Origin of the sequence: Nostoc sp. (assembly GCF_036917135.1) — a bacterium.
Lineage (GTDB): Bacteria > Cyanobacteriota > Cyanobacteriia > Cyanobacteriales > Nostocaceae > Nostoc.
Genome location: NZ_JBALEA010000010.1, coordinates 1 through 14,035 on the forward strand (window position 1 = coordinate 1; position 14,035 = coordinate 14,035).

The following is a 14,035-nucleotide window of genomic DNA, read 5'->3' on the forward strand; positions in this document are numbered from 1 at the left end:
TTAGACGGCTGCCCATACCTCTGTTACCTCGGTAGACACATTATACGTATTTACTTATCTTTACACAGTTTGTTTTTTTCGCCTCGTTCTACTTAATCGTTGAGTTAGAGCCAGAGCGAATGTTATATCTTGCAGTACCTAACAGAGTTTTTGATGATTTGTTTGAAGAACTCATCGGCAAACTTTTACAGAGAAATCATCGTTTAAAGCTAATTACCTTTGATCCAAAACAGGAGGTTATTAAACAATGGATTATACCAAATTAGACCACTATCGCCAGGTGATTGAAACTATCCTCAGTGAATATGCTTCGCTACCCTATTCTTATGCCAAGATTCAATCGGAAGTGGTGTTTGATCGAAAGCGCGTTGGCGCAGCCTCTCTGAAAGAGACTCGCTATTTGTGGATGGATCTAGGTTGGAATGGCGATCGCCGCATTCATGGTTGTCTGGTTCAATATTGACCTGATTGATGGCAAAATCTGGATTCAACGGGATGGCACTGAAGAAGGCATTGCCGCCGATTTAGAACGGGCTGGAATTCCTAAAGAACACATCGTCCTTGGCTTTCGTCCACCGGAGTTAAGACCCTACACAGGTTATGCAATTGCTTAAGGTGCGTAGGCGCAGCCCGTCATAGACATCGTTTTTTAAAAGATAATAAAGAACATTCCATTTATTCTTCAGTGCTAAATACAACACCTTCATACAGCAGTTCAATCGGAGATTCAAATTCAATGCTCGATAGAGTGACCATATCTCCAGCCGTGTAGGGATAGTAAAGCCACATCCTACCCTCACCCCGACAGTAACGTTCGACAGAGATTTTTTCCGAGTCAATCAAGATATATTCTTGCAAACTGGGGATTGTCAAATAATAAGTAAATTTTTCACCCCGATCTTTCGCGCTTGTCCCTGGCGAAAGAACTTCAGCAATCAGCTTGGGATGTTGGATAAATTTGCGGGCGTTAAGGTCTTCAGGGTCGCAACTGACAATAACATCAGGATAATAGTAGCGGCTCTGGGGAGTAAGTTGCACTTTCACGTCTGACACATTCGCTCGACAACCCCTGAAACGTAGATGAGGGCGTAAGGCAGTGTACAAGTTAAGTGCAATGTCGTTATGGGGAATTGTACCGCCTGTCATGGCAAATACTTCGCCATTGGCATATTCGTAGCGAACGTCTTGCTGAGGTTCCCATTCGAGATATTCCTCAACGGTCATTTCTGGCGGCTGTTGGGGGATGGCGATCATAACTAAGATTTTTTCACGCTTGCTTTGATTGTAGCTAAATGACACTCTGACTTTTCACGATATCGGGAAAACCTCTCTCTAAATCTCTCTCCTAGAAGGAGAGAGACTTTGAATTTTCCCCTTTCCCGACACGGGAAGGGGGTTTTTTGTTAAGGTTTGTAGTGAGCAATTCAGAAAATTCATTGCGATCGCACAATCATGTTAGATTATAGTTTGTTGTTTCTCTTAAACACAAAATCCGACAGTCTCCTACCCATCTCCTCATTGTGGGAATGAAAAAAAAGAGTTAAAAGTTAAGTTTTTTGAAAATGATATGCAGCAACACACCTATTTTCATTACCTCATATCGCTTATCAGATAAGACTTAGAACCACAATTGAACATCATTCTTAACACTGAGCGTTCGCGTAGCGTCTCGTAGAGAAGTCGAAGGGTCAAAGCAAAAATTAAATAAATATGAATTGCATTTTTACCTTCAAAAAAATGATATGTTAGATACAGAATTGAATTTCGCACGTTTCTGGAGTAGAACGATATAGACTACTCCAGTTTTTCACCCTCAAACCCTTGGCACTTATTGCTTTTCACGGAATTTGAGGGCAGTCTGAGTACACATTTAAATAACCCAAACCTAGTTTAAAGTTAGTTAAAGTTATTGCTGGGATTGGGTTTTAGCTGAGTACAAAGAAATCCTGAACCCCCATCTATAAACACTAGAACCCCAACTAAAAAATACTAGAACCCCTATCCGAAAAAAACTTTTTTAATTCTTGTAATGCTTGAAGAATTAGGGTTTTTCTTATTTGAGTACAAAAGTAATAAATCCAATAAATTCTATCCTAGAGAGACGCAACATCTGCCTGGGAGACGGCTGCTATAAATCTTATATCGCCAATCACCTAACGCTCTGAAACAAAACAAAGCGAAGGGTGAGTGGAGGGATGACATAGCACCATGCCTGAAGTGAAGAGAAGTCGCGGCTGTAAGCACCAATTCTACCCAAGAACCGAACGTTGACACACACCAGCCGAACATCAGATATCTATTGCCTGCCTGACTTGAAAACAAGTCGCCCGAACCCAAGGGTTTGCAGGCAGTGTGAAAGACGCGACTTCAATTCTGGGCATAGAGAGCAGCAACAGCATCTCCCACAGTGGCAGCCGAGTCCACCGACCTTTTTGCGAAACTCAATGACATCATCGTCTACACGACTCCTCAACTCCAACGCTACGGAATCGCCAACCCAAGCAAAATCCGGTGATTGCGGCTGCGACAGCAACAGCAGCGCCACCGTGGAAAGAGACGAAAAGCTCCAAGAACGCATTGCTAAACATCCCTGCTACAGCGAAGATGCTCATCACCACTACGCCCGGATGCACGTTGCAGTTGCTCCAGCTTGCAACATTCAATGCAACTATTGCAACCGCAAATATGATTGCGCTAACGAAAGCCGTCCTGGAGTAGTTAGCGAATTGCTAACACCAGAAGAAGCAGCACACAAAGCTTTGGTCATTGGTGGTAAGATTCCTCAAATGACAGTTGTGGGAATTGCCGGTCCTGGCGACCCATTGGCGAACCCAGAAAAAACCTTCCGCACATTTGAGTTGATTGCAGCACAAGCACCAGACATCAAGCTGTGTTTATCAACCAATGGTTTAATGCTGCCAGACTACATCGATCGCATTAAACAATTAAATATAGATCACGTTACGATCACCATTAACATGGTAGATCCAGAGATCGGTGCTAAGATTTATCCTTGGGTTCACTACAACCGCAAGCGTTATAAAGGCATTGAAGGCGCAAGAATTCTCCACGAAAGACAGATGGAAGGATTGCAAGCCCTGAAAGATGCTGATATCCTTTGCAAAGTTAACTCTGTAATGATTCCCGGAATTAATGACCATCACTTAGTCGAAGTGAATCGAGTCATCCGTGAGAAAGGTGCATTCTTGCACAACATCATGCCATTGATTTCTGCACCAGAACATGGCACACACTTCGGTTTAATCGGTCAACGCGGTCCCACACCCAAAGAACTCAAAGAAGTTCAAGACAACTGCTCTGGTAACATGAAAATGATGCGTCACTGTCGCCAGTGTCGTGCCGATGCAGTCGGATTGTTAGGAGAAGACCGCAGCCAAGAGTTTTCTAAAGAGAAATTCTTGGAAATGGCTCCCGAATATGACATGGAACAACGCGCTACTGTTCACGAAGGAATTGAGAAGTTTAAAGAAGAACTGAAAGTAGCCAAAGATAAGGCGCTAGCTGGTAAGAAAATTGCCAATAGTCCGAAAGTTTTAGTTGCAGTAGCAACCAAAGGCGGCGGATTAGTTAACCAACACTTCGGTCATGCGAAAGAATTCCAAATTTACGAAGTGGGTGGAAACGAAGTTCGCTTTGTCGGTCATCGCAAAATTGACCAATACTGCCAAGGTGGATACGGCGAAGAAGCTTCTTTTGAGCATATTATGAAAGCGATCGCAGATTGCAAAGCAGTTTTAGTCTCCAAGATTGGTAACAGTCCTCAAGAGAAATTGCAAGAAGCTGGAATACAGGCTGTTGAAGCTTACGACGTGATTGAGAAGGTTGCTTTAGAGTTCTACGAGCAATACGTTAAGGAATTAGGGAATTAGGGATTAGGGACTGGGGACTGGGGACTGGGAATTAAGGAAGAATTTTCCCAATCAGTATCCAGTATCCATTACCCAGTACCCAGTACCCAATCTCCAGTACCCAATCCCCAAAAGGAGAATAAATCATGGCTTACAAAATTCTTACTAGCCAGTGTATTTCCTGCAATCTCTGTCTAACGGTATGTCCCACAAATGCAATTAAAGTGGTTGACGGACAGCACTGGATTGACCCTGAACTTTGTACAAACTGTATTGGTAGTATTCATACCGTGCCTCAGTGTAAAGCTGGTTGTCCCACTTGCGACGGTTGCGTTAAGCAGCCTAGCGATTATTGGGAAGGCTGGTTTACCAATTACAATCACGTAGTTGCTAAATTAACAAATAAACAAGATTACTGGGAACGTTGGTTTAAAAGCTATTCCCAGAAATACTCTGAGCAGTTGCAAAAGCGTCAATCCCAAACAATGGGATCTGAATCTTAATTAAATAATTCCTAATTTGTAATTGAAGACAACAATGCAAAATAACTGCATCTATCTTGATAATAATGCTACCACTAAGGTAGACCCAGAAGTTATAGAGGTAATGTTACCTTACCTCACAGATTATTACGGCAATCCCTCCAGTATGCATACCTTTGGTGGGCAAGTCGGTAAAGCAGTGAGAACAGCAAGAGAACAACTTGCAGCTATGCTGGGAGCCGATGAGTCTGAAATTGTCTACACAAGTTGCGGTACTGAAGGAGATAACGCGGCGATTCGAGCCGCACTGTTGGCGCAACCAGAAAAGCGACATATCGTCACTACCCAAGTTGAACATCCAGCAGTACTCAATGTCTGCAAACAATTAGAAACCCAAGGTTATAGTGTTACCTATCTATCTGTAAATCATCAAGGGCAGCTCGATCTAGATGAACTAGAAGCTTCCTTGACGGGTAACACCGCCCTGGTGACAATTATGTATGCGAATAACGAAACTGGCACGATTTTCCCGATTGAGCAAATTGGGTTGCGCGTCAAAGAATCTGGCGCTATCTTCCATGTAGATGCGGTGCAAGCAGTGGGAAAAATCCCCTTGAATATGAAGACTAGCACCGTGGATATGTTAACCCTGTCTGGTCACAAACTGCACGGGCCGAAAGGAATTGGTGCTTTATATATTCGGCGTGGGGTTCGGTTCCGTCCCTTCATGATTGGGGGACACCAAGAACGCGGACGGAGGGCGGGAACTGAGAATGTTCCAGCAATTATCGCCTTGGGCAAAGCTGCGGAACTAGAACTGTTACACTTAGAAGAAGCGACGGCAAAAGAAAGAAAGCTGCGCGATCGCCTTGAACAAACTTTACTAGCTACAATTCCCGATTGTGTAGTCAATGGTGACGTTACGCAGAGATTGCCCAACACCACAAATATCGGCTTCAAGTATATTGAAGGTGAAGCTATCTTACTATCCTTGAATAAATACGGTATCTGTGCATCATCCGGTTCTGCTTGCACCTCCGGTTCACTAGAACCTTCCCACGTCCTTCGGGCAATGGGCTTACCCTATACAACTTTGCACGGTTCTATCCGCTTCAGTCTTTGTCGCTACACCACCGAAGCCGAAATCGATCGAGTAATAGAGGTAATGCCCAGTATTGTAGAACGTTTACGCGCCCTCTCACCCTTCAAAAATGATGATGCAGGCTGGCTGCAAGAACAAGAGCAAGCATTGGCGCATCGTTAGGGACTAGGGACTGGGGACTGGGGACTGGGGACTGGGGACTGGGGATTAGGGACTGGGAATTAAGGAAGAATTTTCCCAATACCCAGCACCCAATCCCCCAATCTAAAATCCAAAATCTAAAATCTAAAATTCATTATGTGGGATTACACCGATAAAGTATTAGAACTGTTTTACGATCCCAAAAATCAGGGAGCAATCGAAGAAACGGACGAAGTTGGAGTTAAGGTTGCAACGGGCGAAATCGGTAGCATTGCTTGCGGCGATGCTCTGAGATTGCACCTCAAAGTAGAAGTAGAATCTGATAAGATTCTAGATGCTCGTTTTCAAACCTTTGGTTGTACTAGTGCGATCGCATCTTCTAGTGCATTAACCGAAATGATCAAAGGTTTAACCTTAGATGAAGCCTTGAAAGTGTCCAACAAAGACATTGCAGATTACCTGGGTGGTTTACCAGAAGCAAAGATGCATTGCTCTGTCATGGGACAAGAAGCGCTAGAAGCCGCTATCTACAATTATCGTGGCATACCTCTAGCTAGCCATGATGATGACGATGAAGGCGCGTTAATTTGCAGTTGCTTTGGCATCAGCGAATCTAAAATTCGTCGCGTGATTCTAGAAAATCATCTCACGGATGCCGAACAAGTAACAAATTATGTAAAAGCTGGTGGCGGATGCGGTTCCTGTCTGGCGAACATTGATGATATTATTAGATCAGTTCAACAGGAATACGCCTCACCTGCTCTCAACAATTACGGCGTACAAGTTGCCACAGAAATTGTTACATCTAAGGAACGATCGCTAACAAACGTGCAAAAGATTGCTCTAATTCAAAAGGTTCTTGATGAAGAAGTCAGACCCGTACTCATTGCAGACGGGGGAGATGTAGAACTCTATGATGTAGAAGGCGATCGCGTTAAAGTTGTACTGCAAGGTGCTTGCGGTTCCTGTTCTAGTAGTACAGCAACTCTGAAAATTGCGATCGAAGCCAGATTACAAGATCGTGTCAGCAAGAGCCTTGTAGTCGAAGCAGTTTAGGAATTGCTGTAGGACTTAACGTATTCTACAAATACGCCCTAATATGCATTCAGCCAGGAACAGAAAGTAGGATTTGAATTGAATCATTGTCTCCACTCAATGCTTCATACCAATTCGCCAAAAGAAAGATACAGATTGAAATCTAACTTATCTTTTTTACGAATTACGTAGACACCCGAAGGATCGCTCCCCCCAAGGTATTACGAACTTGTACTGAGCGTAGCCGAAGTATTACGAATTGGTATCAGTCCTATCACTATTACGGCTAACAGCATATAGGCAAAGAGATTAAGTGCCTACTTGCGAATTTCATCATCTAACTCGCTTCAAAGGAACAGAATATGAGTACATTGTACGACAACATTGGTGGACAACCAGCTATTGAACAAGTAGTAGATGAACTCCACAAACGCATTGCTACAGACAGCCTCCTCAGTCCCGTTTTTGCTGGTACAGACATGGTGAAGCAACGCAATCATCTAGTTGCTTTCTTAGGTCAAATATTTGAAGGGCCAAAGCAATACGGCGGTCGTCCAATGGACAAAACCCACGCAGGAATGAACCTACAGCAACCACACTTCGATGCGATCGCCAAGCATCTCGGTGAAGCAATGGCTGTGCGTGGAGTGTCAGCAGAAAACACCAAAGCTGCACTAGATCGCGTCACAAATATGAAGGGCGCTATTTTGAACAAGTAAATAGGACTTATGCATTGATTGTTGACAAATAACAACATCAAGTTCTATTGAATCTTGCAAGCTGAAACACATTATGACGTATTTGTAAATTGCGTAATCTCTTAGTCATTAGTCACGACAAATGATTAATGACTAAGGACAAAAGAAAAGAAATTTAGCCAGGAAATATATGTACCTTCTTTCAATTATTTTAGCTGTGGAGCGATCGCCCCCAGCAGGCATTTATGCCAACGCTAACAACGATGCTCTACACGCGCTCACTACTGTCGCTCAACTGGCGTGAACGCAACTGACAAACGCACAGACCCACCAACCAACCAATTGCAGGGAAACACGAACAATGACAGAAGAAAAGATTAGACAGATAGCTTTCTACGGTAAGGGCGGTATCGGTAAATCTACCACTTCCCAAAACACCTTGGCAGCTATGGCAGAAATGGGTCAACGCATCCTCATCGTCGGTTGCGACCCTAAAGCTGACTCCACCCGTTTGATGCTGCACAGCAAAGCTCAAACAACCGTTCTTCACCTCGCCGCAGAACGTGGTGCAGTAGAAGATATCGAACTCGAAGAAGTAATGCTAACCGGTTTCCGTGACGTTCGTTGCGTAGAATCTGGTGGACCAGAACCCGGTGTAGGTTGCGCCGGTCGTGGTATTATCACCGCCATCAACTTCTTAGAAGAAAATGGTGCTTACCAAAACCTAGACTTCGTATCTTACGACGTATTAGGTGACGTTGTGTGCGGTGGTTTCGCAATGCCTATCCGTGAAGGCAAGGCACAAGAAATCTACATCGTTACATCCGGTGAAATGATGGCGATGTACGCTGCTAACAACATCGCTCGTGGTGTTCTTAAGTATGCTCACACCGGTGGCGTGCGTTTGGGTGGTTTGATTTGTAACAGCCGTAACACTGACCGAGAAATCGAACTAATCGAAACCTTGGCAAAACGGTTGAACACCCAAATGATTCACTACGTACCCCGTGACAACATCGTTCAACACGCAGAATTGCGCCGGATGACTGTTAACGAGTACGCACCAGAAAGCAACCAAGCTAACGAATACCGCACATTGGCTACAAAGATCATTAACAACAAGAAGCTAGATATTCCTACACCCATCGAAATGGAAGAACTAGAAGAATTGTTGATTGAATTCGGTATTCTCGAAAGCGACGAAAACACTGCAATGCTGGTTGGCAAAACTGCTACCGAAGCTCCTGTAGTCTAAGTCGCGGCTAAAAAATAACGCTTTAGCACAAGGAAAAAGGAAAAAGGAAGAATCTCCATCTTACCTTTGACCTTTGACCTTTCCCCTAATCTCCCCCCTAATCTTAGAGGGGACTCCTAGTCCCCCTATACCCGCATCCTTACAAGTCACAGAGGCTAAGTATGACTCCTCCAGAAAACAAAAACATCATCGAAGAAAGAAAAGAGCTAATTAAAGAAGTTCTCAGTGCTTATCCTGAAAAAGCTGCTAAAAAGCGCGAAAAACATTTAAACGTATACGAAGAAGGTAAGTCCGATTGCGGCGTTAAGTCTAACATCAAATCCCTTCCAGGTGTAATGACCGCTCGTGGTTGTGCTTACGCCGGTTCTAAAGGTGTGGTTTGGGGTCCTATTAAGGACATGATCCACATCAGCCACGGGCCTGTAGGTTGCGGTTACTGGTCTTGGTCTGGTCGTCGTAACTACTACATCGGCACCACAGGTATTGATACCTTTGGTACCATGCACTTCACCTCTGACTTCCAAGAACGAGATATCGTTTTTGGTGGTGACAAGAAACTTACCAAGCTCATCCAAGAACTTGATGTACTTTTCCCTCTCAACCGTGGTGTTTCCATTCAATCTGAATGCCCCATCGGTCTAATTGGGGATGACATCGAAGCTGTAGCTCGGAAGACATCGAAAGAAATTGGCAAGCCAGTTGTACCTGTGCGTTGCGAAGGTTTCCGGGGTGTTTCCCAATCTTTGGGACACCACATCGCTAACGACATGGTTCGTGACTGGGTTTTCACCAGATCCGACCAAGCGAAAAAAGACGGTACACTCAAGTTTGAAGGTACTCCTTATGATGTAGCCATCATTGGTGACTACAACATCGGTGGAGATGCTTGGGCTAGCCGCATCCTGTTAGAAGAAATCGGCTTGCGCGTAGTCGCTCAGTGGTCAGGTGATGGCACAATCAACGAAATGTTGATGACCCCCAATGTGAAGATGAACCTCATCCACTGTTATCGGTCGATGAACTACATCAGCCGTCACATGGAAGAAGCTTATGGTATACCTTGGTTGGAATACAACTTCTTCGGCCCCACCAAGATTGCTGAATCTTTACGGGAAATTGCTTCTAAGTTTGACGAAACAATTCAAGCAAACGCTGAGAAAGTTATCGCCAAATATCAGCCCACAATGGATGCGGTAATTGCTAAGTATCGCCCCCGTTTAGATGGTAAGACTGTTGCCATCATGGTTGGTGGTCTACGTCCTCGCCACGTTGTCCCAGCTTTCCTAGACTTGGGCATGAAGATGATTGGTACAGGTTATGAGTTCGCTCATAATGACGATTACAAACGTACCACTCATTACATCGAAAACGGCACCATCGTTTATGACGACGTTACCGCTTACGAATTCGAGGAATTTATCAAAGCGCTGAAGCCTGACCTAGTAGCTTCTGGTGTGAAAGAGAAGTACGTCTTCCAAAAGATGGGTCTACCTTTCCGTCAAATGCACTCTTGGGATTACTCCGAACCTAGCGATCGCTCTTCAACATCATATAATGCAAGGTTTTTTGGCGGCGGTAGAAAAAAGAGTCTATTTCTAGCCTAAATGCAAGTTGCAGGGTTATGTAAGAATAATCTGTTTTTATGCTTCAGACAATATAACTCTTATGCAGTCTGGTTTTTAGAGTTTGCTTGCATTTTGATCACATAAAAACTGTTATTTAAAAAACTTTTCAAGCTGACATTTTATTAGACTAAATTATAGCTTTAATCTTGCTTGTATCAGATTATTACGAAGTTTTTTGTCAACTAAAATAATGGAAAAAAGCTAGTATATTCTTCGTCTACCTCAGAATCGTATTTGGATTCAAGTATGTGCTTGCTTTTACATTGGGGACACTGTACAAAATGCCAGCGATAGTAAGTTCGCTCAACACTGTATTGAACACCTAATAGAATTGGTTGACCTGAATTGTCCTCATTGTAGTAATCATCAGATGTCATAAATTCCTCTTTGAATTGAACGGCATCTGGTGCAGGATTAAGACGCTCAGAAACAATCTGGTCAGTAGCAGGAGTAAAATTTGTTATCAATTTAATCATATTGTCTACTTGACCACATCGCTTACATTTGAAACAGCCTATAGTTACTGGATAACCATATTCATTACTCTGCTTAAAAAGTTTCATTACAAGCTACCTCAGAAAAAATCACTTTCAATAAACAAAAAACAATTACCTTAGATGCGATCACATGACAGCAAACACTATCACTAAACACAGGAGTAATATACCTGTTAAATTCAAGTTTAGCAATTTAATCTTGCTAATTCTGCTAGATGTTTAGCAGCATCAGATTGATGCATAAATGTTTTAGCTTCGCATGTATTACTTCCGGGTCTTAACGCAAACCAAATATCATCTTGCTTTATAATAATACCTACTGAAGCTCCCTTGAATAAAACTTGATATTGATTGCTGTCAGCGCCTTTAGCAGTGATATCTATATATTGAAAACCCATGCCAGTCTCCCTATTCATTTGCATAACCATATTTTGTCTGGCATTTTCAGCAAGTTCCCTAATCCGAAAATAGAAGGCATCCTCAAAAAAAGTTTTATTATTATCCAGAAAAACCAAGCAAGAATTTAAAAGCTTTGCAGCTGTATTAAAATCTCCAATATTTGCGAAATCCATTGGAATATGTTCATAAAAGGTTATACAGCGCTTCCGGCTATTATGCAATACAATTTTCTTCTTACCTCTCTCCTATCATAGCTTTCAGCTTTGAGGGTGTACCTTATAGCTGCCGGAAGTGCTGTAATGCCGAACGGAGACATACCTTCTTCAATCAATGATTGTTCTGCTGAGAAAGCTCTTTGTTTAGCTTCATCAAAATTACCTATACCAAGGTTGAAGCGAATCGCTGAAACTTTATTTACTAGTTTGTTTTGTTGCTGTTCATTTAGGGCTGTGTGCTGAGACATCTTGATTAGTTGTTATACCTCATTTAACAATATCAAAATACCTTAACCTCAACTTTATTTTATTGCGACCGAAATGTTACCTAGACGTAAATTACATAAAATTTCATTTTAAAAAAAATTCCGTAAAAATACCCTTAAACAATATCAGCCTGAGATCGCACTCACTCGACAATAAACTAGGCGATGTCTACGACAGGCTATTCGGTGTCGCATTAAGCCGTCCAATCCTCAATTAACAATCCGGGTACTTTGCCCAAATCCTGATTATTGCGTGTTAATAAAACTAATTTACGAGATAGTGCGTAGGCGAAGCCCGTCGTAGACATCGCCGAATAGCCCGTCGTAGACATCGCAGTAAAGGAAGTAGACTGTTGTGGCGATCGCCCTCACTCGGTAATAAACTAGGCGAACATGGGATGAGGATACGATCGCATTAAACCGTCCAATCCTCAATTAACAATCCAGGTATTTTGCACAATCCCGATGATTGCGTGTTAATAAAACTAATTTACGAGATAGTGCGATCGCCGAATAGCACGTCGTAGATATCACAGTAAAAGAAGTAGGCTGTTGTTGCGATCGCACTCACTCAACAATAAACTAGGCGATGTCTGCGACGGGCTATTCAGTGTCGCATTAAACCGTCCAATCCTCAATTAACAATCCGGGTATCTTGCTGAAATCCCGATGATTGCGTGTTAATAAAACTAATTTACGAGATAGTGCGATGCCTACGGTGGACTGCGCCAACGCTTCCATCCGCACATCCATACTTTTGATCAACTTCACTAAACTATTTAAATATTATGCCCAGTCGAGAGAAGGTTTACGCTTAGACTTGGCACAATCCTGTAAGTAGAGATTAATTAAAGTTTGATAGGGAATGTCTGTTTCTTCTGCAAGAGACTTAAAGTATTCAATCACATCTTCTTCTAAGCGGATTGTAATTTGCTTTTTCAGATTTTTTACATAGGGATTACGAACAGACTCAGAAAAATCATATTCATCTTTCATAGCAAAAACTCCTCATATTGCTTACGTTCGTGTCTTGTAGCTGTACGAGCAGAGATAATACGAATTAGGCAATCGCTATCTTTATACAGATGAGATACCACTAATAATCGAAACTCATCACTCATACCTAGCAGAAGAAACCGATCTTCCTCAACTGAATGCTCTTTCCTCGTAAATTAAACGCGCATTTTCATCATAAAAGACAGTTTTAGCCTCTTAAAATGATACGCCATGCTTACGCCCATTGCTTTTAGCCTTGGAGAGATTCCACTCAAATTCTATCTCACTCATACATACATTGTAGTTACAAAGTTTCTTATGAGCAAGTATAGACGATCATTATTATGGGCGAACCTACCGTCTTAAACTGTTACTATCTCTATTAACAATCCGGGTACTTTGCCCAAATCGCGATGATTGCGCGTTAATAAAACTAATTTATGAGATGTGCGATCGCCGAATAGCCCGTCGTAGACATCGTAGTAAAAGAAGTAGACTGTTGTTGCGATCGCCCTCGCTCGACAATAAACTAGGCGAACATGGGATGAGGATACGATCGCATTAAACTGTCCAATCCTCAATTAACAGTCCGGCTACTTTGCTGAAATCCCGATGATTGCGCGTTGATAAAACTAATTTATGAGATAGTGCGTAGGCGAAGCCCGTCGTAGACATCGCTGAATAGCCCGTTGTAGACATCGCAGTAACATTCCCTATCATTCCCCGCAGATAACTTTGCAAACTTAACCGCTCACTTCTATGCTTCGGCTTCAATACCTTGTTGTGCTGGGGATTCTAGAACTTTTGTCTGCTGCTCTTTGTACTGTATAAGGTGAGGATATTCTTTCTGAAGTTGAATATAGTAATTCACCAACTTCTGGGGGTTGTGTCCATTCTCTAGAGATATAATATGGCGAATTTTACGTATTTGGCTAATTGCCTCATCATTCTTCATCATTTTGGGTTCCTATCAACTCTAATGGCGTAACTAGCGTTGGAACGTATAACCCCAGCATAACGTTCAGCCGTCGGATATGCCCAAACTTATTGGCATTTGCCAAGTGACGACAATTCCAAGTTAAGAGAAAATCACATTTATGATAGGAAGCTAGGGCAAGATGTAGTGCATCTCCAAGTGGATCTTTGGGCATCAGTTGTTGCTGAATATACACTTCAACGATTTCAGCAACCACAGATTCAATCGGGACAAATAACAAGCCACTAATCAGTTTTATTGCCTCGCTCTTTCCAGGAAAGTTACCTCGATTGAGTTCATCCAGCACTGCAAGACTAGTTACAAGCACATAGTTATCACTATGACTCCACCATTCCCGTGTCCAGTCCCCCCGTGCCAACATATCAGGTTCAGTACGTGCCTCATAATAAAAACTGGGAATGGAGGTTTCAATGTAAACTTTTGGTTTCATTGCGGTAAGGAATTACATAAATAAACGG

General features: G+C 42.6%; 22 protein-coding genes. 10 read left to right on the top strand and 12 right to left on the bottom strand.

Annotated elements, in window-relative coordinates:
• The first annotated feature begins 56 nt into the window (after positions 1-56).
• From V7K50_RS02010 to V7K50_RS02020, 3 genes are read left to right on the top strand one after another with little or no spacing between them, the layout of a single operon-like run.
• Positions 57-266 (top strand): element excision factor XisH family protein, encoded by a 210-nt coding sequence (locus V7K50_RS02010; RefSeq protein ID WP_334957249.1) that lies wholly within the window; start codon positions 57-59, stop codon positions 264-266.
• Positions 248-463 carry an element excision factor XisI family protein gene (locus tag V7K50_RS02015; protein WP_334956768.1) on the top strand — a complete coding sequence of 72 codons (216 nt, stop codon included), beginning with the start codon at positions 248-250 and terminating at the stop codon, positions 461-463. Before V7K50_RS02010 ends, V7K50_RS02015 begins: the two co-directional genes overlap by 19 nt.
• Positions 423-614 (top strand): element excision factor XisI family protein, encoded by a 192-nt coding sequence (locus V7K50_RS02020; protein ID WP_334956770.1) that lies wholly within the window; start codon positions 423-425, stop codon positions 612-614. The genes V7K50_RS02015 and V7K50_RS02020 overlap by 41 nt, the downstream gene beginning before the upstream one ends.
• Positions 615-675: 61 nt before the next feature.
• Here V7K50_RS02020 and V7K50_RS02025 read toward each other — a convergent pair whose 3' ends face one another.
• The gene (locus tag V7K50_RS02025) at positions 676-1,254 is read right to left on the bottom strand and encodes a Uma2 family endonuclease (protein WP_334957251.1); all 579 of its coding nucleotides are present in this window, start codon (positions 1,252-1,254) and stop codon (positions 676-678) included.
• 1,190 nt (positions 1,255-2,444) lie between these two features.
• On the opposite strand from V7K50_RS02025, the gene nifB reads away from it, so the two are divergent.
• From nifB to nifD, 7 genes are all read left to right on the top strand, one after another.
• Entirely contained in the window at positions 2,445-3,890 is a 1,446-nt protein-coding gene (gene nifB / locus V7K50_RS02030; protein ID WP_334956772.1) for a nitrogenase cofactor biosynthesis protein NifB, read from the top strand.
• Between the two features lie 125 nt (positions 3,891-4,015).
• Positions 4,016-4,372, top strand: coding sequence for a 4Fe-4S dicluster domain-containing protein (locus V7K50_RS02035; protein WP_334956774.1), 357 nt, complete (start codon positions 4,016-4,018; stop codon positions 4,370-4,372).
• Between the two features lie 34 nt (positions 4,373-4,406).
• Positions 4,407-5,615, top strand: a complete 1,209-nt coding sequence (gene nifS / locus V7K50_RS02040) for a cysteine desulfurase NifS (protein WP_334956776.1) — start codon at positions 4,407-4,409, stop codon at positions 5,613-5,615.
• Positions 5,616-5,750: 135 nt separating this feature from the next.
• Positions 5,751-6,650 carry a Fe-S cluster assembly protein NifU gene (gene nifU, locus V7K50_RS02045; RefSeq protein WP_334956777.1) on the top strand — a complete coding sequence of 300 codons (900 nt, stop codon included), beginning with the start codon at positions 5,751-5,753 and terminating at the stop codon, positions 6,648-6,650.
• A 341-nt stretch (positions 6,651-6,991) separates the two neighbouring features.
• Positions 6,992-7,348, top strand: a complete 357-nt coding sequence (locus V7K50_RS02050) for a globin domain-containing protein (RefSeq protein ID WP_334956779.1) — start codon at positions 6,992-6,994, stop codon at positions 7,346-7,348.
• Positions 7,349-7,688: 340 nt separating this feature from the next.
• Positions 7,689-8,582 (top strand): nitrogenase iron protein, encoded by an 894-nt coding sequence (nifH, locus tag V7K50_RS02055; RefSeq protein ID WP_334956781.1) that lies wholly within the window; start codon positions 7,689-7,691, stop codon positions 8,580-8,582.
• 161 nt (positions 8,583-8,743) lie between these two features.
• Positions 8,744-10,186 carry a nitrogenase molybdenum-iron protein alpha chain gene (nifD, locus tag V7K50_RS02060; RefSeq protein WP_334956783.1) on the top strand — a complete coding sequence of 481 codons (1,443 nt, stop codon included), beginning with the start codon at positions 8,744-8,746 and terminating at the stop codon, positions 10,184-10,186.
• A gap of 203 nt (positions 10,187-10,389) precedes the next feature.
• Here the strand turns inward: nifD and V7K50_RS02065 are convergent, their stop codons facing one another.
• The 11 genes from V7K50_RS02065 to V7K50_RS02115 form a co-directional block, all read right to left on the bottom strand.
• Entirely contained in the window at positions 10,390-10,683 is a 294-nt protein-coding gene (locus tag V7K50_RS02065; RefSeq protein WP_334956785.1) for a hypothetical protein, read from the bottom strand.
• Positions 10,684-10,889: 206 nt separating this feature from the next.
• Positions 10,890-11,276 (bottom strand): hypothetical protein, encoded by a 387-nt coding sequence (locus V7K50_RS02070; protein ID WP_334956787.1) that lies wholly within the window; start codon positions 11,274-11,276, stop codon positions 10,890-10,892.
• 20 nt (positions 11,277-11,296) lie between these two features.
• Positions 11,297-11,566, bottom strand: a complete 270-nt coding sequence (locus tag V7K50_RS02075; protein WP_334956789.1) for a hypothetical protein — start codon at positions 11,564-11,566, stop codon at positions 11,297-11,299.
• Positions 11,567-11,854: 288 nt separating this feature from the next.
• Positions 11,855-12,019 carry a hypothetical protein gene (locus V7K50_RS02080; RefSeq protein WP_334956791.1) on the bottom strand — a complete coding sequence of 55 codons (165 nt, stop codon included), beginning with the start codon at positions 12,017-12,019 and terminating at the stop codon, positions 11,855-11,857.
• Between the two features lie 183 nt (positions 12,020-12,202).
• A complete protein-coding gene (locus V7K50_RS02085; protein ID WP_334956793.1) occupies positions 12,203-12,355 on the bottom strand; it encodes a hypothetical protein in 153 nt (50 codons plus the stop codon).
• A gap of 15 nt (positions 12,356-12,370) precedes the next feature.
• Positions 12,371-12,580 carry a BrnA antitoxin family protein gene (locus V7K50_RS02090; RefSeq protein WP_181928133.1) on the bottom strand — a complete coding sequence of 70 codons (210 nt, stop codon included), beginning with the start codon at positions 12,578-12,580 and terminating at the stop codon, positions 12,371-12,373.
• Complete coding sequence (locus V7K50_RS02095; protein WP_334956795.1) at positions 12,577-12,705, bottom strand: hypothetical protein; 129 nt, start codon at positions 12,703-12,705, stop codon at positions 12,577-12,579. Before V7K50_RS02095 ends, V7K50_RS02090 begins: the two co-directional genes overlap by 4 nt.
• 237 nt (positions 12,706-12,942) lie before the next feature.
• Positions 12,943-13,161, bottom strand: a complete 219-nt coding sequence (locus tag V7K50_RS02100; protein ID WP_334956797.1) for a hypothetical protein — start codon at positions 13,159-13,161, stop codon at positions 12,943-12,945.
• Positions 13,142-13,279: a hypothetical protein gene (locus V7K50_RS02105; RefSeq protein WP_334956799.1), complete on the bottom strand. Its 138-nt coding sequence runs from the start codon at positions 13,277-13,279 to the stop codon at positions 13,142-13,144. Before V7K50_RS02105 ends, V7K50_RS02100 begins: the two co-directional genes overlap by 20 nt.
• A gap of 58 nt (positions 13,280-13,337) precedes the next feature.
• Positions 13,338-13,538, bottom strand: a complete 201-nt coding sequence (locus V7K50_RS02110) for a hypothetical protein (protein ID WP_334956801.1) — start codon at positions 13,536-13,538, stop codon at positions 13,338-13,340.
• Entirely contained in the window at positions 13,525-14,007 is a 483-nt protein-coding gene (locus V7K50_RS02115) for a type II toxin-antitoxin system VapC family toxin (RefSeq protein ID WP_334956803.1), read from the bottom strand. Before V7K50_RS02115 ends, V7K50_RS02110 begins: the two co-directional genes overlap by 14 nt.
• Between the last annotated feature and the right edge of the window lie 28 nt (positions 14,008-14,035).

What these genes read in the sequence shown, in the direction of transcription:
- V7K50_RS02015 (WP_334956768.1), top strand. Translation starts at nt 248, where the DNA reads ATGGATTATACCAAATTAGACCACTATCGCCAGGTGATTGAAACTATC.
- V7K50_RS02020 (WP_334956770.1), top strand. Translation starts at nt 423, where the DNA reads ATGGCGATCGCCGCATTCATGGTTGTCTGGTTCAATATTGACCTGATT.
- V7K50_RS02025 (WP_334957251.1), bottom strand. Translation starts at nt 1,254, where the DNA reads ATGATCGCCATCCCCCAACAGCCGCCAGAAATGACCGTTGAGGAATAT.
- nifB (WP_334956772.1), top strand. Translation starts at nt 2,445, where the DNA reads ATGACATCATCGTCTACACGACTCCTCAACTCCAACGCTACGGAATCG.
- V7K50_RS02035 (WP_334956774.1), top strand. Translation starts at nt 4,016, where the DNA reads ATGGCTTACAAAATTCTTACTAGCCAGTGTATTTCCTGCAATCTCTGT.
- nifS (WP_334956776.1), top strand. Translation starts at nt 4,407, where the DNA reads ATGCAAAATAACTGCATCTATCTTGATAATAATGCTACCACTAAGGTA.
- nifU (WP_334956777.1), top strand. Translation starts at nt 5,751, where the DNA reads ATGTGGGATTACACCGATAAAGTATTAGAACTGTTTTACGATCCCAAA.
- V7K50_RS02050 (WP_334956779.1), top strand. Translation starts at nt 6,992, where the DNA reads ATGAGTACATTGTACGACAACATTGGTGGACAACCAGCTATTGAACAA.
- nifH (WP_334956781.1), top strand. Translation starts at nt 7,689, where the DNA reads ATGACAGAAGAAAAGATTAGACAGATAGCTTTCTACGGTAAGGGCGGT.
- nifD (WP_334956783.1), top strand. Translation starts at nt 8,744, where the DNA reads ATGACTCCTCCAGAAAACAAAAACATCATCGAAGAAAGAAAAGAGCTA.
- V7K50_RS02065 (WP_334956785.1), bottom strand. Translation starts at nt 10,683, where the DNA reads ATGATTAAATTGATAACAAATTTTACTCCTGCTACTGACCAGATTGTT.
- V7K50_RS02070 (WP_334956787.1), bottom strand. Translation starts at nt 11,276, where the DNA reads ATGGATTTCGCAAATATTGGAGATTTTAATACAGCTGCAAAGCTTTTA.
- V7K50_RS02075 (WP_334956789.1), bottom strand. Translation starts at nt 11,566, where the DNA reads ATGTCTCAGCACACAGCCCTAAATGAACAGCAACAAAACAAACTAGTA.
- V7K50_RS02090 (WP_181928133.1), bottom strand. Translation starts at nt 12,580, where the DNA reads ATGAAAGATGAATATGATTTTTCTGAGTCTGTTCGTAATCCCTATGTA.
- V7K50_RS02095 (WP_334956795.1), bottom strand. Translation starts at nt 12,705, where the DNA reads ATGAGTGATGAGTTTCGATTATTAGTGGTATCTCATCTGTATAAAGAT.
- V7K50_RS02105 (WP_334956799.1), bottom strand. Translation starts at nt 13,279, where the DNA reads ATGTCTACAACGGGCTATTCAGCGATGTCTACGACGGGCTTCGCCTAC.
- V7K50_RS02110 (WP_334956801.1), bottom strand. Translation starts at nt 13,538, where the DNA reads ATGATGAAGAATGATGAGGCAATTAGCCAAATACGTAAAATTCGCCAT.
- V7K50_RS02115 (WP_334956803.1), bottom strand. Translation starts at nt 14,007, where the DNA reads ATGAAACCAAAAGTTTACATTGAAACCTCCATTCCCAGTTTTTATTAT.